Consider the following 23,405-nt stretch of genomic DNA (forward strand, 5'->3'; position numbering starts at 1 on the left):
TCGCCGATGGTAATCATCTAATTATTTGAAATTATTCATTTTAACTTTGTGGCACGAAGGTTGGATTAGCTAAGTAATCAGGATAAACCTGTCCTAAGGGGACCAACAATGAAAATGATAAGTGCAATAATAAAACCATTTAAATTGGATGAAGTTCGCGAAGCGCTAGCTGATTTGGGCGTAGAGGGTATGACAGTCGTAGATGTAAAAGGTTTTGGCCGCCAACGAGGTCATACAGAACTGTATCGTGGCGCTGAATATCAAGTCGATTTTATTCCAAAAATAAAGCTAGAAATAGCAACTCGCAGTGAAAACACACAGCGTGTGGTAGATACACTGACTAAAGCTGCCAGCACCGGTAAAATTGGTGACGGTAAAATATTTGTATATGACTTAGACCAAATCGTGCGGATCCGTACCGGCGAGTTAGACGAAGACGCTATTTGAGAGGCCGAAGATGGAAAACGCAATCATAGAACTAAAATTCTCTTTGAATACATTTTACTTTTTAATTTCTGGTGTGTTGGTGATGTGGATGGCAGCAGGTTTTGCCATGCTAGAAGCGGGTTTAGTCCGCTCAAAAAATACCACAGAGATACTCACTAAAAACATTACGCTTTATGCCATCGCTTGTACCATGTTTTTACTCGTAGGGTACAACATCATGTATGTTGGCAACACTGAAGGTGGGATAGTACCAAGCTTTGGTGCGTTGATTGGTGAAGCGTCTGCGGATGCGGATCATGCCTTAGAATCTGACTTTTTCTTCCAAGTAGTATTCGTCGCTACAGCAATGTCGATAGTTTCTGGTGCCGTAGCTGAGCGTATGAAGTTGTGGGCATTTTTAGCATTTACTGTGGTGTTAACTGGGTTTATTTATCCTATTGAGGGGTTTTGGACGTGGGGCGGTGGCTTCTTATCTAAGCTTGGCTTTGTAGATTTTGCAGGCTCTGCGATTGTGCATGGTGCTGGTGCAGCGGCAGCGTTAGCCGGTGTACTATTACTGGGTGCTCGTAAAGGTAAATATGGGAAGAACGGGGAGATTTATCCTATTCCTGGTTCTAACATGCCGTTGGCAACATTAGGTACATTTATTCTATGGATGGGGTGGTTTGGCTTTAATGGTGGCTCGCAATTGTTCTTGGCAGATAAAGCAAATGCCGTTGCTGTGAGTCAAATTTTACTTAACACTAATGCTGCTGCAGCAACGGGGGCGATAGCTGCACTACTTGTGTGTAAAGCGTTGTGGGGTAAAGCTGATTTAACTATGGTACTCAATGGTGCACTGGCAGGTCTTGTGGTAATCACTGCGGAACCTGCATCTCCAACACCTTTATTAGCGTGTCTATTAGGTGCCTTGGGTGGCTCATTGGTCGTGTTTAGTATCGTATTTTTAGACAAAGCTAAAATTGATGACCCAGTAGGTGCGATTTCTGTTCACGGTACATGTGGCATGTTAGGTGTGATGTTGGTGCCATTGTCAAACGGCGATGCAACGTTTGTGAATCAGTTTATCGGCTTGGTATGTATTCTCGGGTTTGTATTTATTGTGTCTTACTTGGTATGGGCTCTGTTGAAAAATACCATGGGGATCCGTGTTGGCGAGGAAGAAGAAATTAACGGTATGGATCAGCATGATTGTGGCATTGATGCGTACCCAGAATTTGTCTCTGTGCGTGGCAATAGTTAATTCATCGAAATCACGTCGACCGTTATCACGTCGACCGTTATCACGTCGAACGGACCCATTGTGGTCCGTTCGCTCTTTCAGGCTTGGTTAATCTAGGGTACTCTATGCTCTGGCATATTTAATTTTGAAGTTTATATAAGTGGTATGGTAGATAAAAAGAATAACAACGCAACGAAGACAAACACTAAATCCACACGTACCACATCTAAATCCACACGCGCAAAAAACACTAGGGGCAAAGCGAAAAAAGCACCGCCGAGCTCGACATTGGGTCGCTTTAGGCAACGCACGTTGGCAACCTGTTGGCGCTTATTATGGAAAGGTACGCTGGCCATAGTAGTGTTAGTCAGCTTTTATATTATTTATCTAGATTCAAAAATTACCCGACAGTTTGAAGGCAGCAAATGGCAACTGCCTGTTCAAGTATATGCTCGCGCTATGAACTTCTATCCTGAACAATTTTTGTCTGAACAGGAGGTGATCTGGGAGCTAAAGCGCTTAAATTATTCGCAAGTTAACCATCTTAGCCGTACAGGTCAGTACATAATTCAAGGGCGGACGATAAAAATCTACCGCCGTGCATTTGAATTTTACAATGGTGTTGAAGAAGGTCAGATCTTTACCCTTAATTTTGCAGGAAAACGCCTTGCCAGTATTGTTGATAAAGGTGGGCGACGTATTGAGCTGGCACGTTTAGAGCCAGTTCAAATAGCGCGTATTGGTAATGAATCAAAACAGGATAGAGAGTTTCTACCGCTCGAAAAATTCCCAAATATTCTTAAACAGGCGTTGTTAGTGGTGGAAGACCGTGAGTTTTACGACCACCATGGTGTTTCTGCATGGTCTATTCTACGAGCGTTGTATACCAATCTAAAAGCTGGGCGTACGGTACAAGGCGGAAGTACGTTGACCCAGCAATTGGCAAAAAATTTCTATTTAAGTCGTGAACGTTCTCTAGTACGAAAAGTGAACGAAGCATTTATTGCTTTAATATTGGACTATCGATATAGCAAAGACGAAATTTTAGAAGCTTATCTCAACGAAGTGTTTATGGGGCAGGCTTATAATCAAGGGGTTCATGGCATGGGACTGGCGGCTGAGTTTTATTTTGCCAAGCCAGTGGATGAATTGGAGTTTGATCAGATTGCTATGCTGGTGGCCATCGTTAAAGGGCCTTCATATTACAATCCCAGACGCTACCCTGAGCGTGTTCGCGAGCGCCGTGATTTGGTGCTACGCCTACTTGCAGAACAAGGCTATATTTCAACCAATGAACTACGTCAGGCTTTGGTGCGGCCGATAAAAATTCAGCCTTTGGACAAAAGCCGTCAACAGAGCTACCCAGGCTATCTAGAGTTGGTCGACAGAGAGCTTAAAACTTTGCTAACCAATCAAGAAATAATCAATGCGGGCGTGCGTATCTTCACTTACTTTGATCTACAAAAACAAGCTGCTATGGAAAATGCGGTGGAGCGAGGTCTACCGTATCTCGAAAGGCGATTTGATACGTCAAAGCTAGAAACAGCAATGATTTCAGTCAACGTTGAGAAGGGAGGGGTGTCGGCACTGGTTGCAGGGCGAGATATGCGCTTTAGCGGTTTCAACCGTGTGCTGGATACAAAGCGTAACATTGGCTCTTTGGTGAAACCTGCGGTGTACTTAACGGCATTAGAACAGCCGACATACAACCTAGGAACCTTAGTGGAAGATGGGCCTTTGCAAGTGACCGATGAATCGGGAGATGTGTGGCGTCCAGAAAACTTTGACCGAAAATACCGTGGTACATTACCTCTGTATCAAGCGTTTAGTAATAGCATTAATATCCCTGCGGTTAACTTAGGGCTTGATTTAGGCGTACATAATGTCGCATCGACGTTGCAAAAACTAGGTGTGGCAGAGCGGATTAACCAATACCCCTCTTTATTACTTGGAGCGCTAGAGCTGTCTAGCTATGACGTGGCGCAAATGTATACGACCTTGGCTGCCAACGGGCAGTACCGACAGTTAACGACCATTTCAGCCATGACTAACGCCACCGGAAAGGTTTTGTACGAGCATGATGTATTTAGCCGCGAGCGCTTTACACCCGAGGCGAGCTATATGACGAAGTTTGGCCTTAAAAAGGTCACCAAAGAGGGCACCGCAAAGCGTCTTAATCAGCATTTCCCTTCGATTCAATTAGCGGGTAAAACGGGTACTAGTAATGACTTGCGAGATAGCTGGTTTGCAGGTTTTGACCACAACACGGTCACCGTTACTTGGATTGGCCGAGATGACAATAAGTCCACTGGGTTAACCGGTGGTAATGGTGCGTTGGAGTTATATATTCGTTATTTAAAACCTCTTAACCCGCAAGCGATTGCTGATAACCGCCCCAAGGGAATACGCTGGGCGTTTGTAAATACTCTAACGGGTAAGCAGGCTCCACCGGGATGTGGCCGAGTGGTTCAGCTGCCAATACGCGTCAGTGAGTTTGAACCTAGGCCACTGTGTGAGTAACAGTTGCTAGGTCTTAAATTGACTCATGGCAGATTGTAGATGTTGTGCCATATTGGCCAGTTTCCTAGCGTCGCCTTCAGTGGACACCGCTGAGCTGAGTGTGTGTTCTGCCAAGTTGTTGATCTCACCAGCATCACTGAGTGCTTGTTGCGTGGCGTGACTTTGCTGACGAACAAGCTGGGCAATATGAGCGCCTTGCTCATCAATATTCACCATGCTTTGTTGGGCGAGCAGTAACACTTGATTGGTTTGCTCTGCAGCGCTCACACCTTGCTCCATTTTTTCTACACTACTGCGCATTTTTGTTTGTGTGTCATTTGAGGCGTTTTGCAACGAATTAATAATGCTATGAATTTCTTCTGTTTGTTGTTGAGTACGCTTTGCCAGTGTGCGCACTTCATCAGCAACAACAGCAAAGCCACGACCTTGTTCTCCCGCACGAGCCGCTTCGATTGCGGCATTCAGAGCCAATAGATTGGTTTGCTCGGCAATTTCACTGATAGCAGCACTCACTTTACTAATGTTTTGACTATCTTGCGCTAATTTATCCAAGGCAACTCGGCTTTCTTCGAATTCCTGCTGAAGCACGGCCATATGTTCAGCCAGTTGGGTAGTGTTATGAGACCCTTGTTTCACTTGTTCTGCCGCTGTACTGGCAAGCTCTGTGGCATGTTGTGCCGAGTGTTCCACGGAGTCTGCTGCTTGCGCCATTTCGCTTAGTGCGCCATGAATCGTACTAATTTTCTCTTGCTGTTGATCAACATCATTACGTGTATCTTGGCTGATCTGGCTAAGCTTTTTTGTTGCAGTATCAAGGTTTACACTGGTGCTATTGACTTCCTTGAGCAGCGCTACAAATGCGCTAATCACTTTATTGTACTGTTCAACGATGATAGACATTTCATCGTTGCCGAACGCGGTAGCCTTAGCGCTTAAATCACCTTGAGCTGCACGCCCTGCTGATGTGGAAAAGGCAGAAATACTATCGACTACCGCAAAGTAGAAACCAAACATCAGGTATATCGCCAACAACAGACTGATCACAGCCGCAGTGTCGACACTGTTTCTTATCCAACTTTGTCGCGTTACTTTTTGGGCTAACAACTGCTTGAGTAATGGAGTTGCGGTGCCAATAAAGCTACTTACATCTTGTATAACATTGTCGTGAATCTTTTGGAACTGTGCATCTGATAGTTGTAGCTCATCTGGGTCTAAAAGGTTCTTTTTAATATTGCTTTGGTAATTGTTTAAGCTGGCCTGTAAGTGCTCAAGATGAGGCTGTAACTGTGGCCTAATGTCATTATTTGCAGCCATTGCAACATTGAGTTTACTGCTTAGCTGTGTGAATAGAGCGGGCAGGGCTTTATTGAGATTGGATAGTGCAATAAAGCTATCGGGATTAAATTGTCCATCACTTATCACAACATTTGCTTGCTCTGAGAGTTTATTTACATGCTCAAGTAGCTTTGGTGTGGATTCTACCAAGGCGCGGTTTATGTAAGAGCGGGCTAAATCATCATCAATTGCCAGCAAAGATTGAATAGATACTTGTTCAATGACAGAGTTTTTGCCATCAATATTATAACCCGCGCGTTTGGCGAGCGATGAGTTAGCAGCCTCTTGCATATTCATGGTATTGTCGAGCAAGGCTGGGTAGAGGTTTAACCCTGCCTGTTGACCAATGCTGATGTTAATTGACTGAGACAAGATATTTGTTAAGAAAAATAAACTAAGGCTCAGAGGTAGCAATAAAATACCAAACACCAATCCGATTTTTATTTTGTACTTGAGGCTCGCCATGAGCCGAATTGCCGGAGCGCAGAATGATCTTATGCCTTGCATGGAGTTCTCTTTAGGTTGCATTTACAGTGATAAAGACCTGCCAAATGCTAATGTTAGTTCAATTTAGTTGAGTTTGTGCAAGGGAAGAAGAAATGTTTTGTTTCGGCCAGCGATTTGTACACTGGCCGAAATGAGGCGCTAGTTACAGCTTTGCAAAAGCACGCTTGGCAGCGGCAATGGTATTTTCAATATCTTGTTGTGTATGCATGGTACTGACAAAACCCGCTTCAAATGCAGAAGGAGCAAGGTACACCCCTTCTTCAAGCATCAAGTGGAAGAATCGCTTAAAACGCTCTAGATCGCACTCGGTCGCTTGTTGATAGCTACTTACGCTATGAGCATCTGTGAAGAAAAAGCCGAACATACCACCGGCGTAGTTAGTTGTTAGTGCAATACCAGCGTCATCAGCGGCTTGCTGGAAGCCTTCACAAAGCGCTTTACTCTTAGCTTCAAGTTGCTCGTGCAAGCCTGGCTCACAAAGTAGTTCTAACGCTTTGAGTCCTGCTGCCATCGCAATAGGGTTACCCGAAAGCGTACCAGCTTGATAAACTGGGCCAACAGGGGCAATAAAGTCCATAATCTCTTGTTTACCACCGAATGCGCCAACCGGCATACCGCCACCGATGACTTTTCCTAGACAGGTAAGATCTGGAATGATGTTATAGTACTGCTGTGCGCCACCTAAAGCGACGCGGAAACCGGTCATCACTTCGTCAAAAATCAGCACTGCACCATGTTCGTCACACACTGAGCGTAACCCCTCTAAAAAGCCAGGGGTTGGTGGAATGCAGTTCATGTTTCCCGCAACGGGCTCCACGATGATACAAGCTATTTCATCTTTGTATTGAGCAAAGATTGCTTTTACTTCGTCTAAGTTGTTGAACGATACAGTGAGAGTATGCTTTGCAAAATCCGCAGGGATCCCTGGAGAGTTTGGTACGCCCATAGTTAGCGCACCTGAGCCAGCCTTGACCAGTAGTGAGTCAGCATGGCCGTGGTAGCACCCTTCAAACTTCAGGATTTTATCGCGTCCGGTATAGCCGCGTGCAAGGCGGATGGCGCTCATAGTTGCCTCTGTACCTGAACTGACCATGCGCACTTTTTCAATTGACGGAACCAGCTGTTTAACTTTTTCTGCCATTAAAATTTCGGTTTCGGTTGGTGCGCCGTAGCTTAGGCCATTTTCAACAGCTTCAAGTACAGCCTGTTTGATTTGTGGGTGATTATGACCCAAAATCATTGGCCCCCAAGAACCAACATAATCTATGTATTTGTTATTGTCAGCATCATAGGTGTACGAACCTTCTGCTTTGGTAATGAATAGCGGTGTGCCACCTACGCCATTAAATGCGCGAACTGGTGAGTTTACGCCACCTGGGATAGATGTTTGGGCACGAGTGAATAGATCTTGGCTAATCGTCATGGTTATTCCTATTAATTAACTGTTTCGTTTGCGGCTAAACCAAGGTACATCTGCTTCATACTTTTCAACCTGATTTTCGACCCCAAGGGTCAATGCAAACAGAGCCATACGAATCAGTACGCCGTTTTGTACTTGGCGGAAAATGGCCAGATTATCATTGCTATTTAAGTCGTTATCCAGCTCATTTGCATCTAAGCGACTATCACGTGGCAAAGGATGCATTAAAACTGAACTGGGCTTACAGTGTGCGTTGTAAATAGCCTGACTAATTCTAAAACCACCGCGATACTTGTTGGCTTCTTCTTGGGAAGGGAAGCGTTCTTCTTGGATACGTGTTTGATATACGATGTCAGCGGCTAGATTGCCTTCCATTTGTGAGGCCAGTTCAATTTTGTGGCCCGCGTTAGTGACGCTATCCAAAATGTAATCAGGCATTTGCAAACCATCAGGCGCGACCATCGTGAAGCGAATATCTTTGTAATGACAAAGCAACTTGGAAAGTGAGTGAACAGTACGGCCATATTTAAGATCGCCCACCAAAGCGATGTGCATTCCATCAATAGCACTGTTAAAACGACTGAGTTCTCGCTCAATGGTGAGTAAATCTAACAATGCTTGTGTTGGGTGTTCGTTGGGACCGTCGCCACCATTGATAACGGGCACATCTGAACCTGTAGCAAATTCGCTCACTGATCCTGCATCAGGGTGGCGCATGGCTACCGCATCCGCATATGCTGAAATGACTCGTGCAGTATCGTATAGTGATTCACCTTTTGCTAAGGCCGAACTCTGCATTCCAGTGGTTTCGCGTACCAATCCACCTAATAAGTTAAATGCCGTACCAAAGCTTACTCGCGTGCGCGTGCTTGGCTCAAAGAACAAATTAGCCAAAATAGCACCTTCGAGTACGCGAGTTCGCTTGTGCTTTTTCGCGTAAGGTTCCATCTTTTTGGCAACAGTAAAGATATGCTCTATCGCTTCTCTGTCTAACTGATTGACAGAAAGTATATTTTCACCTTGGAAACTTAACATGGGGGCGGTTCCTAATCACACATAAACAACGGGTTGTATGTTACAGACAACCCAGCCGTGATAACGCGCACATAACATCGCGGTTATTTGGCGCGCTATCATAGCATAGTTATAGATTAGGTTTGAGTACTGCGAGCAGAACTATTGCTAATAAAAGTAACACTGGAAACTCATTGAAGTAACGATAAAAGCGATCGCTTCGTTGGTTTCTATCATGTTTGAAGTTGCTAAGTAGTTTAAAGCAGTAACCGTGATAGATATAAAGCAGGATTACGAATACCAGTTTGTAGTGCAGCCACATGCTGTGACGAAACCAATCACGGCCATATTCAATGATGGTAAGTACACCAAACAATAAGGTAAACACAGCAAAAGGCGTGACAAAATAAAGTAAACGACGTTCCATTATTTTCAGCATGGCACTACAGGACTTCTCTTCGGTCATCGCATGGTATACAAACAGGCGGGGGACATAAAAAATACCTGCAAACCAAGCTACCATAAAAAATATATGTAGTGCTTTATAAATAAGTAATGCGCTCATAACGTCCTCGTTAAAGTAAGCTGTTTCGAATGGTTAGAATATGGCGAATCTGGTCCCAACGCAGTAGCCCCATTATTTGCTTTTTATCTTTTTGGTTGTAGACATAGACAGCACCACTGCGTTTATCTTTTAAAATATCAAATGCATCAGACAACGTCGCTTGGCTACTTAGCCCTTGCAGTGGAATATATGAAATACTCATGCTTTGATCACTCATCAAGCTGAGATCATATTCTGCTAGACGATAACCATTTTGCTCATCATATACGATGAGTGGTGTTTGGCTGTTGACGGCTGCTAAGGTATCTTTAATTTGCTCTTTGTCGTCGGAATAAAGTAATTTAAAGTTTTCATCCATTTCTTCCATGATCCCCGCTTTTTGAAGTGCTTCACTGGCTGGTGACACTTGATAGGGCAAGCCTTGAAAGTCGAGCTGTTGTAAAAAGATGGAGCGATTCCCAAACACTTGCAATGCGGTAATGTATGCAGCTGAGATCACTAACATCGCGGGTACGATAATTTTCGGGTTGGAAGTTAACTCCATTACAGCGGTCAGAGCAGCCAGTGGCGCATGTAAAGTTGCTGCCAACAACCCAGCCATACCTAGTACGCCATATGTACCACTCACATCGACACCAGGTGAAATATATTGTGCAAAAAAAGACATCAATGTACCCATCACAACTCCTAAGCCGATGACTGGACCTATCAGGCCCCCGGGGATCCCCAGTCCAATAGCAAATAAAGTGGCGAGTAGCTTTGCAATTAACACGGTAGTCAGAAGTTGGATATTATCGGGGGACTCAACGGCCAAGCGTATGGCACTCATACCTGAGCCCATCGCTTCCGGCACTAAATAGCCTATAAAACCAGCAATAAGGCCCGCCAGCATCAGTCGTGGAAACATGCTGACTGGGTTAAAAGCCCTGATAATGAGCATCAGATTTTGATTAAAGCTAAATGCAATAGCACCGAGAATTACGCCGCACAGGATAAGGTACGGATAATGCCAAAAGCTCAAGGTGCTGATACTAATCAATGCCAACTCGCTGTCATTGCCGAAAACGAATTGTGTGGCTAACGCCCCTGTGACCGCAGCCAACATAATTGGCACAAAAATATGCACCTTGTATTCACGCAACACGACTTCCATAACAAAGATAACCGCCGCAAGGGGGGTATTAAAGGAAGCTGCAATCCCTGCTGCTACACCACAGCCTGCAAGCGTTCTGGCTGAGTTAAGCGGTAAGTGAAGGCGCTCTGCTAAAATACTTGCGCCTGTGGCCCCCATATGTACGGATGGACCCTCACGACCAACAGAAAAGCCGCAGATCAGTGCAACGGCACCACCAAAAAACTGGTTTGCGGTATTCCAAATGGGCATTTGACCATAGTGATGCTTTATTCGGTGGATAACAAAAGGAATACCTAGGCGGTAGTGTTTGAAACCCGTTAAGTCTGCAAATACTGCAATCAACAACGCAGCGATAACTGGGAGAATAACGCGTTGATGCTCAGCAAGCGTTGAAAAATCCTCAGAAGTTTCTAAAAACAACCCTTGTACACTGGCAATTGTCAAACGAAATAGGATGATCAGAATAGCCGCTAGTAACCCCGCAGCAACACCAAGCAAGCATAACTGAACTGAAGTTTTAGGTTTAGCAAGGCGACGCCTGAGAGTATCCAGCGACATGTTTAAATTCCAAGTCATAATAAGGACTTAAGTCTACCAAAAAAATGTCATATCGTCCTTGTTCATTGCATATAAAGTTTCAAGGTTTAGTGCACAAACACGGATTTTTAGAGAAATAACTATACTTGATTAAAATACTCGGGTATTAGATAATTGCCTTATAGAGTGTATAAAGGTCGAGCGAATATGTCTGAACAGTTACCTATTCAATTTAGTGACGCAGCAGCGAAAAGAGTAAAAGAGTTGATTGAGGAAGAGGAAAACTCAAACCTTAAGCTACGAGTTTATGTAACAGGTGGTGGCTGCTCTGGTTTTCAGTATGGTTTTACATTTGACGAAAAAGCCAATCCAGGCGATCTGGAAATTGAAAAAAATGGTGTGACCATGGTGGTTGACCCTATGAGTATTCAATACCTAATCGATGGTGTTGTTGACTACACTGAAGGCTTAGAGGGGGCTCGCTTTTTTGTGAACAACCCGAATGCCACAACAACCTGTGGCTGCGGTGCAAGCTTCAGCGTTTAATTTTTATTTGATTTAGAAGCCACTCATAGCAGTGGCTTTTTTATGTATTTTGTGTGACTTGAATCATTAATACAAAGAAGCCTAATACAAAGGTACTAAATGCCAAGATATACACAAATCCGCGTTTTCCTTTCTTAATTGGCACTCCATTAGTGCGTAAAAAGCAATACCACGCTATACAAAGTAAAATTGGTAACAAAAACAGCAATCTGATCATTTATATTCAGCCTACATTATAGTTAATATGTTAATATTAGACCTAACTATATATTTTTTAAAGAAAAATATTTTATTATTAAAAGTGGTACATTTTATAAAATTTTTGTTAAAGTTAAGGTGTCTAAACACTTAAACAAAAAGTTTTTCATAACAGAAGTTTTAATTAGGTGTTAAAAGAATTATAGTCTATACCTAATTTGGTACATGGGAACAAAGAGTGAATACTTGGCGTTCTTTATGGTATACAATACAACAGCTCAATCGAGACGGGCATATTTCGTTTGAGAAATTTATTAATATCATCTAGTAGGAGATGTTTAATATGATGGGAAAAACTGTTTCTTCTGAAGAGAACGGTAAGCTAACTAAATGGCTTAAGTCAAAGCGCCATGAAAAAGGCCATACAATGCGTAGCCTTGCTCAAGTGTTAGGAACGCCGCATTCGTTCATCGGTAAAATTGAAAATCAAGAGCGTCGCTTAGATGTCATTGAATTTTTACGTTATTGCGAAGCATTAGAAGTAGACCCGTATGAAGGTCTTCATTTATTGAAAGATGAGCAGTAACAGTTCATTTTGATAGGTGCAGGGATTTGCACCTCAATTATTCTCTCACCTTTTTAATCCAGCCTCCATACTGCTAAACCTTTTCCTTAAAGTTTACTCTAGAATGATATGATGCCTCGATGGCGTATAATTTGTGCCTTATAAAGTATAAAAATGCCAATGATGGCGTGACCATCAGTGCTGTTAGTGCAAAAAATACCGCCCAGTTACCAGCTAGCCAATCATCAATAACTACGCCACTGTAGCTCGAAAGCACGGTTCTACCTAAACTACTGAGTGATGCTAACAGTGCATAATGTGTCGCACTAAATGCTCTGTCACAGAGCATAGAAATGAAGGCGACCATGGCAACCAAAGACCAAGCTTGAGTAAAACCATCAATCACAATAGCCATAGCGTATAGGTGCTCCTTTGGGCCCGCGATAGCAATCCACGAGAACATCAAGTTTGATACGGCCATGGCAACACCACTGACAAACAATCCTTTGACGATTCCATAACGGTGATTAAATATACTGCCCAAGAAAGCAAATATGATAGTGATAACACCCGATCCGAGTTTAGAGTATTGTCCTATCTGACTGTTTGTAAAGCCAATTTCTTTGTAGAAGACGATCGACATACGTGCCAGAAATGACTCACCGATTTTGAACAAAAAGACAAATGCCAATAGGGCTATTGCTGTTTTTACGCCGTTTTTGCGAAAAAAGCTCTTGAACGGTTCTATCAGTGTAACCGCAAGCCATGCTGTGAGCTGACTAAGCTTTCCAGGGGCTAACTCAATTAACTTAGCTTGGTAGGCTTGTTCCAGTTGCGCTTGTACAACGTCACGATTAGATTCGGGCTCCTTTGCTAATAAGGTAACCACGACCAGCATTAACATAATTGCGGCGAGAAATACGTAAATGTGTGGCCAATTTAAGTTGGGAAGATCGGCTAGAAAAAATGGCATAGCGCCAAGTAAAGCATATCCTGTCCACCATCCCGATGTAGCCATAGCGGCCGCCGCAGTTGCTTTTTCGCTCTCTTCCTCGGGAAGTGAGTCAATACGAAAAGCATCAATGGCGATATCATGGGTTGCAGATGATAAGGCGATGACGAAGCAAAGTAGTGCGGCTACAAATAGCTGCTCTTTTAGCGCCACAGTAGACATCGCTAGGGTGGCGGCTGCGATGATACACTGGCACAGTAAAATCCAGCTACGTCGCTGCCCAAGTAAGCGTTCTAAGATAGGCAGTTTGACCCGATCTATAAGCGGCGACCATAAGAAATTAACCGTGTAGGCTGCAAAGACAAGGCCAAACAAACCTATCATACTGCGACTGAGGCCCTCGTCTTTTAGCCAAGCAGACATCACCGAGCCAATTAATACCCATGGGAAGCCACTGCTGATCCCCAACATGAAAATGGTCACTAAGCGTTTGTCTTTATAGTAGCTTAGGTACTCGCGCAAACTGGCTTTGAGGATCATATACTTCCTTGTTTATTAAAGAGGCTGTGCTTCTAATACACTGACATCAAAGATAATGACAGGAGTTTTAGGAATGAAGGTGTAGCCGAGTTTACTGTTATAGCCGGTCTCTACTTGCATAATTTTATCAAGTGTTTCATAGCCTTCTACAACACTACCAAAGACAGCGAAACCCCAGTCTCGACCAGGGTTTAGGTGATCATTATCATTCATATTGAAGAAAAATTGACGGGTGCCTGAATGTGGTTTGTTATCTTGGTAGGCCATTGCTACGGTATACATATCATTTTTTAAGCCATTACCACTTTCATTAAAAATCGGAGCACGTTCAAACATACCATCGTACTCTTTGTCGTATCCGCCACCTTGGATCACAAAATCGGTTTCATTTACTTCATCGCGCTCTACACGATGAAAAACAGAGCCTTTGTAATCGCCATTAATGACGTAAGTTAAAAAGTTATTGACCGTTATAGGGGCGCGCGAGCGATCCAGCTCAATCACGATTTCGCCAAGGCTAGTTGCTATTTTGACCCTTGGAAACAAATTGTCTTTTTGAACAAAGCGGCCTTCTTTGTTCATCGCTACGCTTGTAAATGAAAATAATAAGCACGATAAAAAAATGATGATATTTTTCATTATGATCCCTGTAAGAAGTGTATGAGTTCTTGGTCTGATACAATGCGAGTAATGAGCATTTCAGTCAAGTCATTGAGTTGAGATTCTATTTTTGCCTGATCGTGGCGCAGCAGACCATTTAGCTCAGATTTTGCTGAGTAGCTTTTCTCAAAGCTTCTATTTCCTTTTGTTACTGTCACCTTAAATTGAGCTTTGGCGATGCTGTGGTGCTTGCTAAGCGATTCAGTAATCAAGCTTGAAAATTCGTTAATGTGTAGCACTAACTGGTTGTTTGCAAGTGTCGACACCGTTGCACCATTAACTTGCAGCGCTTGCTTAAACGCGTTGCCAACAACGGTTGGTACGTTGGCGTCGGGTAGGTAAAGTGCCGGCTCTTGATTGAGCACTCGTATGGTAAAGTTACCGATCCGATTGTCAGAAACAGATACCTGCACGGGTGCTTGAATATTTACAAGTGCCCCAGATGAATAGCTTGGATTGAGTATCACCGTTTTTGGTGAGCTGGCACAACCGGCCAAAAAAATTAGTAAGGTAGCAAAAATTAATTTCATTTATTAACCTCTTCTTATCGTACTCAGTACGGTAAATTTTTTGTTGTTGCCAATGATCTTACAGTTACCGAACAGTCGATTAAGTTTGTCTTGGTAATCAAGATGTCGATTGCCGATGATTCGTAATTCTCCGCCTTTTTTTAATACGTGCTTTGCCTGTACAAACATTTGCCAAGCGATATGGTCGGTAATTGCCTGTGCTTGGTGAAAAGGAGGGTTACATAACACTAAGTCAGCTGAACCTGAGGTGAAATCGCTAAGACAGTCGTTTTGGATAAACTGACAACGCTCTAGTGCTTCGGGTAAGTTTTGAGTGATATTGTCTTTAGCGCTGGCAACCGCCATCGCCGATTCATCCACAAAAGTGAGGCGTGCGTTTGGCATATTCTGCAAAGTTAGCAAGCCTATTACCCCATTACCACAGCCTAAATCAATGACTTTGAGTGGCTTTTTTCCTTGTGGGAGATAGTTCATAAAGAATCGCGCTCCGATATCTAAAGAGTCTCGAGAGAACACGTTCGCATGGTTCGTTAAAACAAACTCTGTTTTTTCCAAAGGCCAAGACACCGGAAACTTGCTCGTTACGGGCTTGGCAGTTGTTTCACTGAAAATGAGTCGGGCTTTTTTAACCGCCAAACTTGTGGTCGGTTCATGTAAATAATGGCTAAAGCTCTTTAAAGTAGAGGTGTGAATTTCTTTAGCTTTGCCTGCCGCAATGACTTTTATATCGGCTGGTAATTGGCTTAGTAAAGATAGCTGGTGTGCCAAAAAACCCGCATTCTTGGGGACTTTAAGCAACACTAGATCGACATCATTTGGTAGTGCACTCAGGCTATCCAAATAACGAACATCACTATCATCTAACTGGTTTTCAATCAGGTTGTATTGACATGCTTGATGGGCGATGAAAGAGTCGCTCACATTGGTAACTTGTCGCTTTGTATTGGTTGATAGTAATGCACAACTTAACGCGCCAAAACCGTCATTGAGTACCAAAATACGCAGCGCTTGGTTATGATGCTCAAGCACGTAGTCAACGAGGTATTCGTCAGCAGCATCCCATGCTTGCAGACTGCGGTTTTTTTGTTCTAAAGGAAAACGGTGTAGGGTTAGTGTATTGCCACCTAATAACGCATCAGTTGTCATAATATAAAGAAACATGTATCGAATAGGTGAATAGTATCATGACATTGTCTCAGCCTGAACAGCTCTTACCCTCGGGTTTTGATTATCATCCCGCTGTCATCAGTCTAGATAAAAGCATTGCCCTGTATGATTATCTTTGTGAGCAGCTGATTTGGCAGCAGCCTCGCATTAAGGTTTTTGGTAAATATCACACTATTCCCCGTAAGCAATGCTTCATCGCTGACGATGATGTGGTCTATAGCTATTCAAAACAAACGCTCAACAATTCGCCTTGGCCTGCGCCTCTTTTGGCAATGCGACACCGGTTGCAATGCACGTATGGCTTTGAATTTAATGCCTTATTGGTCAATTGGTACCGAGATGGTCAAGATAAAATGGGCTGGCATAGTGATGATGAAGCTGAGCTTGGCCAAGAGCCATGTATCGTATCTATTTCTCTTGGTGCATCACGCAAGTTTAAGATAAAACACAAAGTGACAGGTCAACAGTATGAACTGTTGCTACAAAGCGGTAGTGCGCTGGTGATGCATGGCGACAGCCAACAGTTGTACCAACACGCTTTGCCAGCGCAAGCAAAAGTATCGGGTGGGCGAATCAATTTAACTTTCAGAACGGTTGGTCAAGCGTTAACAAAAGCGTATAGTAACGGCCGTAAATAAATTCGAATTAAGGGGTTAGCATGTCGATGCAAGCGCAAATCTACGATAAATTGGCGGCGGCAATTAGCTGTAAACACCTCAATGTCGTAAACGAAAGTCATATGCATAGTCGTGGCGAAGAATCTCATTTTAAGGTCGTAGTGGTGAGCGAGGAGTTTGTTGGAAAACGTTTGCTACAACGCCATAGAAAAGTGAATGAGGTTTTGCAACAAGAGTTGGCAGAGCATATTCATGCTTTGTCTATCCATGCCTATACGCCTGAAGAATACAGCGAAAAAGCAGGGCAAATACCTGATTCACCTAATTGTTTAGGTGGCTCTAAGTTGGATAACTAGCTGATCAGACCTGTATTTGTCTGATCAACCATTAAACTATGACAGTTTTTGAAAAATTATAGGATTGATTATGGTCGTTAAACCGAAAATTCGTGGTTTTATTTGTACCAATGCACACCCAGTGGGTTGCGCTGCGCACGTAAAAGAGCAAATTGCTTACGTTAAAGCACAAGGCCAAGTTGCCAATGGCCCTAAAAATGTACTAGTGATTGGTGCATCAACAGGCTACGGCTTGGCATCGCGTATTACTGCGGCTTTTGGTGCCGGAGCTAAAACGCTAGGCATCTTTTTCGAAAAAGAGGGCTCTGAGCGCAAAACTGCTTCGGCAGGATGGTATAATACTGCGGCTTTCCAGCAAGCGGCTGATGAAGCAGGGTTATGGTCAAAAAATATCAATGGCGATGCTTTTTCTGATGAGATAAAAGCTAAGACCGTTGAGACGATTAAAGCTGAAATGGGTAAAGTAGACCTTATCATCTACAGCCTAGCATCACCTCGTCGTACAGACCCGAAAACGGGTGAAGTTTACTCTTCAACACTTAAGCCAATTGGTCGTGATGTTACGACTAAAAACTTAAACACGTCTAAGCGTGAAATTGATGAAGTGACGGTAGAAGCAGCAAATGAAGATGAAATCGCTAACACCGTGAAAGTAATGGGCGGCGAAGATTGGGAGCTTTGGATTGAGGCTCTAAAAGATGCAGACGTACTGGCTGACAACTTCAAAACAACGGCCTACACCTATATTGGTAAAGAGCTTACTTGGCCTATCTACGGTCATGCAACCATTGGTAAAGCAAAAGAAGACTTAGACCGTGCAACGGCGGCCATTAAAGCGTCTACAGCTGCGCTAAACGGTGAAGCATATGTATCATCACTAAATGCGGTTGTGACGCAAGCAAGCTCAGCAATTCCGATTATGCCTTTGTATATCTCTGCATTATTTAAAGTCATGAAAGCAGATGGCACATATGAAGGGACCATCGAGCAGATTGATGCGTTATTCCGTGAAAACCTATATGGCGAAACACCTCGCTTTGATGACGGCGGTCACTTGTTCCAAAACTATAAAGAATTGGAAGATGACGTGCAGGCCCGCGTGCAGCATATTTGGGATACGGTAACGACAGAAACTATTGATGAGCTGACTGATTATGTAGGTTACCATAATGAGTTTTTACGCTTGTTCGGTTTTGGTATCGATACCATTGATTATGAGCAAGACGTTAACCCAGATGTGGCAATCAACAATCTAATCTAAGTCGAATTATATTAGATAAAGCGGCTAAGTTGACCATTGGCTTTGATGGTTGATTAGCCGCTTTTTTATTGTCGTAATTCTCGTTGCAGGTAAGGTATTCGGTAACACACTCATTCACCATACTTGCTTGGTTATCAAAGCAATTATAGTGCGGTGTAATCACTAAACACTCTCTGTTGACGATTTTTCATTTATTTTTTCAATGTAAAGCTATTATCAACCTTAAGTTTTATCCGTGGTAGGAAGTCGCAAGATAAAGAAGGGCGCGAATCTTGTGAGTGACACAATGTAACCGACCCAGATCTAGCGGTACAACTTCAAGACAGATAGTTGTAATAAGCAAAGTGGCGACCAAGACTTGCGCATGTTTTGGCTGTTTCAATACAGTGGCAGTACACTAAGCGGCTACATCGCCATTTTTGTTGGTGGATTTTCTCTATTGGTTGGATGATATGGTTTTTACCGAGTGCAACAGCTATGTCCAGAGAAAGCGAACTCTCTAAAGGACAAACTTTCTATTGTGCTACTTTAGTCTATACTGCTCTCAATGCTGGCGGCAAAGCCAATGAAAGCCATATTAATTTTGCAATTCCACTCGCATAGTTTGAGTGATTAATGTTAAAATCACAGAAATATATGAGAATACAACTACGATGCTTGTTCGGTATTTGTTCAAGTGGCTCTTTGATACTGAATTGATATGAGGCAACAAGCGCCGTGGTAACTAAAGATTTTTCAATTTCTTTCCGTTAATGTAATGCAAGTGCGTATGATCAACATAAAAAAAGGTCTGGACTTACCCATAGAGGGCGCGCCTCAGCAAGTGATTCATGATGGTTCTGCCGTCAAACGAGTTGCTGTGCTTGGCGAAGAGTTTATTGGTATGCGTCCTACCATGCATGTTCGTGTGGATGACCAAGTCAAAAAAGGCCAAGTTCTTTTTGAAGACAAAAAGAATCCTGGCGTCAAGTTTACTGCACCAGCTGCTGGTGTAGTTAAAGAAATCAACCGTGGTGCTAAGCGTGTACTACAATCCGTAGTGATTGAGGTACAAGGCAACGAGCAACTCACTTTTGACAAGTTCTCTGCTACCGAATTAAGTGGCTTAGAGCGTGACAAAGTGAAAGAAGTGCTTGTTGAGTCAGGTCAATGGCCTGCGTTAAGAGCACGTCCTTTTAGCAAAGTAGCTGCAATTGATGCAACACCAAGTTCTATCTTCGTGACTGCAATCGATACTAACCCGTTAGCTGCGGATCCAGCTGTGATTATTGCCCAAAATGTGGAAGCATTTGAAGCAGGTCTTGCAGTGGTATCTCGTTTGACTGATGGCAAAGTATTTGTTTGTAAGAAAGCAGGTAGCAAGGTGCCAAGTTCATCGCTTTCTCAAGTAGAAGTGCATGAATTTGCGGGTGTTCACCCTGCAGGTTTAGTGGGTACTCACATTCACCACTTAGACCCAGTATCTGCGAATAAGCAGGTATGGCACTTAGGGTACCAAGACGTGATTGCGTTTGGTCAGTTATTCTTAACTGGCGAAATCTACGCAGAGCGTGTCGTTGCTCTTGCTGGTCCTCGTGTTAAAAACCCACGTTTAGTTAAAACTCAACTAGGTGCGTCGCTAACAGATTTAGTAGCAGGCGAGCTTGAAGACGGTGATAACCGAGTCATTTCTGGCTCTGTGTTAGCTGGTAAAACAGCAACTGGCCCTCATGCTTTCCTTGGTCGTTACCATGTTCAAGTATCAGTATTACTTGAAGGTCGCGAGAAAGAGCTATTTGGCTGGATTGCACCAGGTAGTGACAAATTCTCAGTAACACGTACGTTTATTTCACACTTAGCGCCAAGTCGTTTATTTAAAATGACAACCTCAACGGGCGGTTCTAAGCGTGCCATGGTACCAATCGGTAACTATGAGCGTGTTATGCCACTCGATATCTTACCAACACCACTATTACGTGACTTAATCTCACGTGATCTAGATGGTGCAATTGCGTTGGGTGCGTTGGAGCTGGATGAAGAAGATTTAGCACTATGTACCTTCGTATGTCCTGGCAAGTATGAGTACGGTTCAATCCTGCGCGATTGCCTGACTACTATCGAGAAGGAAGGTTAAAAATGGCCTTAAAGAAATTTTTAGAAGACATTGAACCTCACTTTGAACCTGGTGGTAAACACGAAAAGTGGTATGCGTTGTACGAAGCAGTGGCAACCATTTTCTACACACCGGGTTATGTAAACAAAGGTGCAACTCACGTACGTGACAACATCGACCTAAAACGTATTATGATTTTAGTGTGGATGGCAACATTCCCTGCTATGTTCTTTGGCATGTTCAACATTGGTCACCAAGCAGCTATCGCACTTGGTAACGGTTTTGAACTAGCAAACACTTGGCAAGTAGCGATTTTCCAAGCATTGGGTGGTGAGTTAACCGCACAATCAGGTTGGGGCGCTAAGATATTTTACGGTGCATGTTTTTACTTACCCATTTACGCGACAGTGTTTGCTGTAGGTGGTTTTTGGGAAGTACTATTTGCGTCAATCCGTAAGCACGAAGTAAACGAAGGTTTCTTCGTAACATCGGTACTTTTCTCTTTAATTCTTCCTGCAACGATTCCTCTTTGGCAAGCAGCCCTTGGTATTACCTTTGGTGTTGTTGTTGCAAAAGAAGTGTTTGGTGGTACAGGCCGTAACTTCCTAAACCCTGCGCTTGCTGGTCGTGCATTCCTATTCTTTGCATACCCTGCAAATATTTCAGGTGACACAGTATGGACAGCGGTTGACTCATTCTCAGGTGCAACATACCTAGGTCAAGCTGCTCAAGGTGCTTTAGACTTCAATAACATGGTTCTTTGGTGGGATGCGTTCTACGGTTTCATTCAAGGTTCTATGGGTGAGACGTCTACGCTCGCGCTGATGATCGGTGGCTTCTTCCTGATGTATGTTCGTATTGCATCATGGCGTATCGTACTAGGTGTATTCCTAGGTATGGTGGCGATGGCGAGCCTGTTTAACGCATTAGGTTCAGACACTAACGCTGCGTTTGCTATGCCTTGGTACTGGCATTTAGTATTAGGTGGTTTTGCATTTGGTATGTTCTTTATGGCGACTGACCCAGTTTCTGCGTCGTTCACTGATAAAGGTAAGTTTGCATACGGTGCACTAATTGGTGTGATGGTTGTATTAATCCGTGTGGTTAACCCTGCATACCCAGAAGGCATGATGTTAGCAATTCTTTTCGCTAACTTGTTTGCTCCACTATTCGACCACTTTGTAGTGCAGTCCAATGTTAAGAGGAGATTAGCACGTGTCTAGTAACAATGAATCTATCGGCAAAACATTAGGCGTCGTTGTTAGTCTTTGTTTGGTATGTGCAGTCGTAGTATCTGTTGCTTCGGTACAACTACGTCCATTACAACAAGCTAACAAAATCCAAGACGTGCAACGCAATATTCTTGCAGCTGCTGGCTTTAAAGATGTGAAAGACGTTGAAGCAACATTTAAAGCAAATATCGAACCTCGCGTTATCGATATGAAAACAGGTGAATATGTAGATGTAGATCACAGTTCATTTGATTTCGAAAGCACTAAATATGATGCAGCTCGAAGCTTTGCTATCCCTAAAGAGGATGATTTAGCGGGCATTCAGCGTATGACTCATAACTCTCCGGTTTATCTTGCAAAAGATGAAAGCGGTGAGGTGTCTACGGTTATCCTACCAATTCAAGGTTATGGCCTTTGGGGTGTTATGTTTGGCTTCCTAGCATTGGATGATGATGGTCAAACAATCAAAGCGATTCAGTTCTACAAGCACAACGAAACTGCGGGTCTAGGTGGTGAAATCCAAAACCCTAAGTGGACAGCAACGTGGAATGGTAAGCAGCTTCCGATTGATATCGTTAAAGGTACAGCAGGTGACAACGAGCATAAGATCGATGGCTTGTCTGGCGCTACTTTGACGTCAAACGGTGTGGATAACACGATTGATTTTTGGACTAGCAACAAAGGCTTTGGTCCATTCCTTGCGAAAGTACGTAAAGGAGCATTGAACTAATGGCTAACACTAAAGAAATGAAAGAAGTCTTGTTTGGCCCTGTCTTTGCGAACAACCCGATTGCCCTTCAGGTGTTAGGTATTTGTTCAGCATTGGCGGTAACATCAAGCCTTAAAAATGCTTTGATCATGTCAATTGCTTTGACATTGGTAACTGCATTTTCAAGCTTATTCATCTCTATGATGCGTAACCACATTCCTTCGAGTGTACGTATTATTGTGCAGATGACCATCATTGCCTCATTGGTAATCGTTGTTGACCAGGTGCTACAGGCGGTTGTTTACTCAACGGCTAAAGAGCTTTCAACGTTCATCGGTTTGATCATTACTAACTGTATCGTAATGGGCCGTGCTGAAGCTTATGCGATGAAGTCACCACCTGCAATGTCATTCTTAGATGGTATCGGTAACGGTTTAGGTTACTCAGTGGTACTGCTAACGGTTGGTTTCGTTCGCGAACTATTCGGTTCTGGTACTTTATTTGGTGTTGAGATCTTGCCACTCGTTTCTGACGGTGGTTGGTATCGCCCAATGGGTCTACTGATTATGCCATTCAGCTCGTTCTTCTTGGTAGGTATCTTCATTTGGATACTTCGTACATACAAGAAAGATCAAGTAGAAGCGAAGGCGTAAGGGGAGAGAGATGGAACAATATATTAGTTTATTCGTTAAAGCGGTTTTTGTTGAAAACTTAGCTTTATCTTTCTTCTTGGGTATGTGTACATTCCTAGCGGTATCTAAGAAAGTAACTACGTCACTGGGCCTTGGTGTTGCTGTAATCTTTGTACTAGGCGTTGCTGTACCAGTAAACAACCTAGTGTATTACGCTGTATTAGCACCAGGTGCACTTGAATGGTTAGGGTTTGCAGAAGCTGACTTAAGTTTCTTACGCTTTTTGACCTTTATCGGTGTAATCGCTGCATTGGTACAGATCCTTGAGATGGCACTAGACAAGTTCTTCCCTGCACTTTACAACGCGCTGGGCATCTTCTTACCTCTTATCACTGTAAACTGTGCGATTTTTGGTGCGGTTTCATTCATGGTTGAGCGTAACCTTAACTTTGGTGAGTCAGTGGTGTTTGGTATTGGTTCTGGTGTGGGTTGGGCATTGGCAATCGTATTGCTTGCTGGTATCCGTGAGAAAATGAAATATGCAGACGTTCCAGATGGTCTTCGTGGTTTGGGTATTACCTTCATCACTGTAGGTTTGATGGGCTTTGGCTTTATGTCATTCTCTGGTATTTCACTGTAAGGTAGC

General features: G+C 43.3%; 22 protein-coding genes. 13 read left to right on the forward strand and 9 right to left on the reverse strand.

Annotated elements, in window-relative coordinates:
* The first annotated feature begins 108 nt into the window (after positions 1-108).
* The 3 genes from L1070_RS11125 (at position 109) to mrcB (ending at position 4,189) form a co-directional block, all read left to right on the forward strand.
* Complete coding sequence (locus L1070_RS11125; protein WP_070983801.1) at positions 109-447, forward strand: P-II family nitrogen regulator; 339 nt, start codon at positions 109-111, stop codon at positions 445-447.
* A gap of 10 nt (positions 448-457) precedes the next feature.
* Positions 458-1,690, forward strand: coding sequence for an ammonium transporter (locus tag L1070_RS11130; RefSeq protein ID WP_070983802.1), 1,233 nt, complete (start codon positions 458-460; stop codon positions 1,688-1,690).
* A 144-nt stretch (positions 1,691-1,834) separates the two neighbouring features.
* On the forward strand, positions 1,835-4,189 hold the full coding sequence (gene mrcB, locus L1070_RS11135) for a penicillin-binding protein 1B (protein ID WP_237125598.1): 2,355 nt from the start codon (positions 1,835-1,837) through the stop codon (positions 4,187-4,189).
* 6 nt (positions 4,190-4,195) lie between these two features.
* Here the strand turns inward: mrcB and L1070_RS11140 are convergent, their stop codons facing one another.
* From L1070_RS11140 to L1070_RS11160, 5 genes are all read right to left on the reverse strand, one after another.
* Positions 4,196-6,031: a methyl-accepting chemotaxis protein gene (locus L1070_RS11140; protein ID WP_237125599.1), complete on the reverse strand. Its 1,836-nt coding sequence runs from the start codon at positions 6,029-6,031 to the stop codon at positions 4,196-4,198.
* A 142-nt stretch (positions 6,032-6,173) separates the two neighbouring features.
* A complete protein-coding gene (gene hemL / locus L1070_RS11145; protein WP_237125600.1) occupies positions 6,174-7,454 on the reverse strand; it encodes a glutamate-1-semialdehyde 2,1-aminomutase in 1,281 nt (426 codons plus the stop codon).
* Positions 7,455-7,469: 15 nt separating this feature from the next.
* Positions 7,470-8,486, reverse strand: coding sequence for an aspartate carbamoyltransferase (locus L1070_RS11150; RefSeq protein WP_237125601.1), 1,017 nt, complete (start codon positions 8,484-8,486; stop codon positions 7,470-7,472).
* A gap of 109 nt (positions 8,487-8,595) precedes the next feature.
* Entirely contained in the window at positions 8,596-9,030 is a 435-nt protein-coding gene (locus L1070_RS11155; protein ID WP_070983807.1) for a CopD family protein, read from the reverse strand.
* Positions 9,031-9,040: 10 nt separating this feature from the next.
* Entirely contained in the window at positions 9,041-10,723 is a 1,683-nt protein-coding gene (locus L1070_RS11160; protein WP_237125641.1) for a chloride channel protein, read from the reverse strand.
* 186 nt (positions 10,724-10,909) lie between these two features.
* On the opposite strand from L1070_RS11160, the gene erpA reads away from it, so the two are divergent.
* Positions 10,910-11,248, forward strand: coding sequence for an iron-sulfur cluster insertion protein ErpA (erpA, locus tag L1070_RS11165; RefSeq protein WP_070983809.1), 339 nt, complete (start codon positions 10,910-10,912; stop codon positions 11,246-11,248).
* Between the two features lie 541 nt (positions 11,249-11,789).
* Entirely contained in the window at positions 11,790-12,032 is a 243-nt protein-coding gene (locus L1070_RS11170; protein WP_070983810.1) for a helix-turn-helix transcriptional regulator, read from the forward strand.
* Positions 12,033-12,105: 73 nt separating this feature from the next.
* On the opposite strand, the gene L1070_RS11175 is transcribed toward L1070_RS11170, so the two are convergent.
* From L1070_RS11175 to L1070_RS11190, 4 genes are read right to left on the reverse strand one after another with little or no spacing between them, the layout of a single operon-like run.
* On the reverse strand, positions 12,106-13,503 hold the full coding sequence (locus L1070_RS11175) for an MFS transporter (RefSeq protein WP_237125602.1): 1,398 nt from the start codon (positions 13,501-13,503) through the stop codon (positions 12,106-12,108).
* 15 nt (positions 13,504-13,518) lie between these two features.
* On the reverse strand, positions 13,519-14,142 hold the full coding sequence (locus tag L1070_RS11180; protein ID WP_237125603.1) for a peptidylprolyl isomerase: 624 nt from the start codon (positions 14,140-14,142) through the stop codon (positions 13,519-13,521).
* Positions 14,142-14,693 carry a YajG family lipoprotein gene (locus tag L1070_RS11185; protein ID WP_237125604.1) on the reverse strand — a complete coding sequence of 184 codons (552 nt, stop codon included), beginning with the start codon at positions 14,691-14,693 and terminating at the stop codon, positions 14,142-14,144. Before L1070_RS11185 ends, L1070_RS11180 begins: the two co-directional genes overlap by 1 nt.
* A gap of 3 nt (positions 14,694-14,696) precedes the next feature.
* The gene (locus L1070_RS11190; protein WP_237125605.1) at positions 14,697-15,839 is read right to left on the reverse strand and encodes a methyltransferase; all 1,143 of its coding nucleotides are present in this window, start codon (positions 15,837-15,839) and stop codon (positions 14,697-14,699) included.
* A 38-nt stretch (positions 15,840-15,877) separates the two neighbouring features.
* Between L1070_RS11190 and L1070_RS11195 the strand changes: the two genes are divergently transcribed.
* The 8 genes from L1070_RS11195 (at position 15,878) to nqrE (ending at position 23,399) form a co-directional block, all read left to right on the forward strand.
* A complete protein-coding gene (locus L1070_RS11195) occupies positions 15,878-16,498 on the forward strand; it encodes an alpha-ketoglutarate-dependent dioxygenase AlkB (protein WP_237125606.1) in 621 nt (206 codons plus the stop codon).
* A 20-nt stretch (positions 16,499-16,518) separates the two neighbouring features.
* Positions 16,519-16,833: a BolA family protein gene (locus tag L1070_RS11200; protein ID WP_070983815.1), complete on the forward strand. Its 315-nt coding sequence runs from the start codon at positions 16,519-16,521 to the stop codon at positions 16,831-16,833.
* 70 nt (positions 16,834-16,903) lie between these two features.
* A complete protein-coding gene (fabV, locus tag L1070_RS11205) occupies positions 16,904-18,094 on the forward strand; it encodes an enoyl-ACP reductase FabV (protein ID WP_237125607.1) in 1,191 nt (396 codons plus the stop codon).
* 769 nt (positions 18,095-18,863) lie between these two features.
* On the forward strand, positions 18,864-20,207 hold the full coding sequence (locus L1070_RS11210; protein WP_237125608.1) for a Na(+)-translocating NADH-quinone reductase subunit A: 1,344 nt from the start codon (positions 18,864-18,866) through the stop codon (positions 20,205-20,207).
* A gap of 2 nt (positions 20,208-20,209) precedes the next feature.
* The gene (locus L1070_RS11215; protein ID WP_237125609.1) at positions 20,210-21,409 is read left to right on the forward strand and encodes an NADH:ubiquinone reductase (Na(+)-transporting) subunit B; all 1,200 of its coding nucleotides are present in this window, start codon (positions 20,210-20,212) and stop codon (positions 21,407-21,409) included.
* Positions 21,402-22,148: a Na(+)-translocating NADH-quinone reductase subunit C gene (locus L1070_RS11220; RefSeq protein WP_237125610.1), complete on the forward strand. Its 747-nt coding sequence runs from the start codon at positions 21,402-21,404 to the stop codon at positions 22,146-22,148. Before L1070_RS11215 ends, L1070_RS11220 begins: the two co-directional genes overlap by 8 nt.
* Positions 22,148-22,780: an NADH:ubiquinone reductase (Na(+)-transporting) subunit D gene (locus L1070_RS11225; protein WP_070983819.1), complete on the forward strand. Its 633-nt coding sequence runs from the start codon at positions 22,148-22,150 to the stop codon at positions 22,778-22,780. The genes L1070_RS11220 and L1070_RS11225 overlap by 1 nt, the downstream gene beginning before the upstream one ends.
* Positions 22,781-22,790: 10 nt before the next feature.
* Positions 22,791-23,399 (forward strand): NADH:ubiquinone reductase (Na(+)-transporting) subunit E, encoded by a 609-nt coding sequence (gene nqrE, locus L1070_RS11230; RefSeq protein ID WP_070983820.1) that lies wholly within the window; start codon positions 22,791-22,793, stop codon positions 23,397-23,399.
* The last annotated feature ends 6 nt before the right edge of the window (positions 23,400-23,405 follow it).

The sequence above is a fragment of the Pseudoalteromonas sp. MMG022 genome (assembly GCF_021654245.1).
Lineage (GTDB): Bacteria > Pseudomonadota > Gammaproteobacteria > Enterobacterales > Alteromonadaceae > Pseudoalteromonas > Pseudoalteromonas amylolytica.

What these genes read in the sequence shown, in the direction of transcription:
- L1070_RS11125 (WP_070983801.1), top strand. Translation starts at nt 109, where the DNA reads ATGAAAATGATAAGTGCAATAATAAAACCATTTAAATTGGATGAAGTT.
- L1070_RS11130 (WP_070983802.1), top strand. Translation starts at nt 458, where the DNA reads ATGGAAAACGCAATCATAGAACTAAAATTCTCTTTGAATACATTTTAC.
- mrcB (WP_237125598.1), top strand. Translation starts at nt 1,835, where the DNA reads ATGGTAGATAAAAAGAATAACAACGCAACGAAGACAAACACTAAATCC.
- L1070_RS11140 (WP_237125599.1), bottom strand. Translation starts at nt 6,031, where the DNA reads ATGCAAGGCATAAGATCATTCTGCGCTCCGGCAATTCGGCTCATGGCG.
- hemL (WP_237125600.1), bottom strand. Translation starts at nt 7,454, where the DNA reads ATGACGATTAGCCAAGATCTATTCACTCGTGCCCAAACATCTATCCCA.
- L1070_RS11150 (WP_237125601.1), bottom strand. Translation starts at nt 8,486, where the DNA reads ATGTTAAGTTTCCAAGGTGAAAATATACTTTCTGTCAATCAGTTAGAC.
- L1070_RS11155 (WP_070983807.1), bottom strand. Translation starts at nt 9,030, where the DNA reads ATGAGCGCATTACTTATTTATAAAGCACTACATATATTTTTTATGGTA.
- L1070_RS11160 (WP_237125641.1), bottom strand. Translation starts at nt 10,723, where the DNA reads ATGTCGCTGGATACTCTCAGGCGTCGCCTTGCTAAACCTAAAACTTCA.
- erpA (WP_070983809.1), top strand. Translation starts at nt 10,910, where the DNA reads ATGTCTGAACAGTTACCTATTCAATTTAGTGACGCAGCAGCGAAAAGA.
- L1070_RS11170 (WP_070983810.1), top strand. Translation starts at nt 11,790, where the DNA reads ATGATGGGAAAAACTGTTTCTTCTGAAGAGAACGGTAAGCTAACTAAA.
- L1070_RS11175 (WP_237125602.1), bottom strand. Translation starts at nt 13,503, where the DNA reads ATGATCCTCAAAGCCAGTTTGCGCGAGTACCTAAGCTACTATAAAGAC.
- L1070_RS11180 (WP_237125603.1), bottom strand. Translation starts at nt 14,142, where the DNA reads ATGAAAAATATCATCATTTTTTTATCGTGCTTATTATTTTCATTTACA.
- L1070_RS11185 (WP_237125604.1), bottom strand. Translation starts at nt 14,693, where the DNA reads ATGAAATTAATTTTTGCTACCTTACTAATTTTTTTGGCCGGTTGTGCC.
- L1070_RS11190 (WP_237125605.1), bottom strand. Translation starts at nt 15,839, where the DNA reads ATGACAACTGATGCGTTATTAGGTGGCAATACACTAACCCTACACCGT.
- L1070_RS11195 (WP_237125606.1), top strand. Translation starts at nt 15,878, where the DNA reads ATGACATTGTCTCAGCCTGAACAGCTCTTACCCTCGGGTTTTGATTAT.
- L1070_RS11200 (WP_070983815.1), top strand. Translation starts at nt 16,519, where the DNA reads ATGTCGATGCAAGCGCAAATCTACGATAAATTGGCGGCGGCAATTAGC.
- fabV (WP_237125607.1), top strand. Translation starts at nt 16,904, where the DNA reads ATGGTCGTTAAACCGAAAATTCGTGGTTTTATTTGTACCAATGCACAC.
- L1070_RS11210 (WP_237125608.1), top strand. Translation starts at nt 18,864, where the DNA reads ATGATCAACATAAAAAAAGGTCTGGACTTACCCATAGAGGGCGCGCCT.
- L1070_RS11215 (WP_237125609.1), top strand. Translation starts at nt 20,210, where the DNA reads ATGGCCTTAAAGAAATTTTTAGAAGACATTGAACCTCACTTTGAACCT.
- L1070_RS11225 (WP_070983819.1), top strand. Translation starts at nt 22,148, where the DNA reads ATGGCTAACACTAAAGAAATGAAAGAAGTCTTGTTTGGCCCTGTCTTT.
- nqrE (WP_070983820.1), top strand. Translation starts at nt 22,791, where the DNA reads ATGGAACAATATATTAGTTTATTCGTTAAAGCGGTTTTTGTTGAAAAC.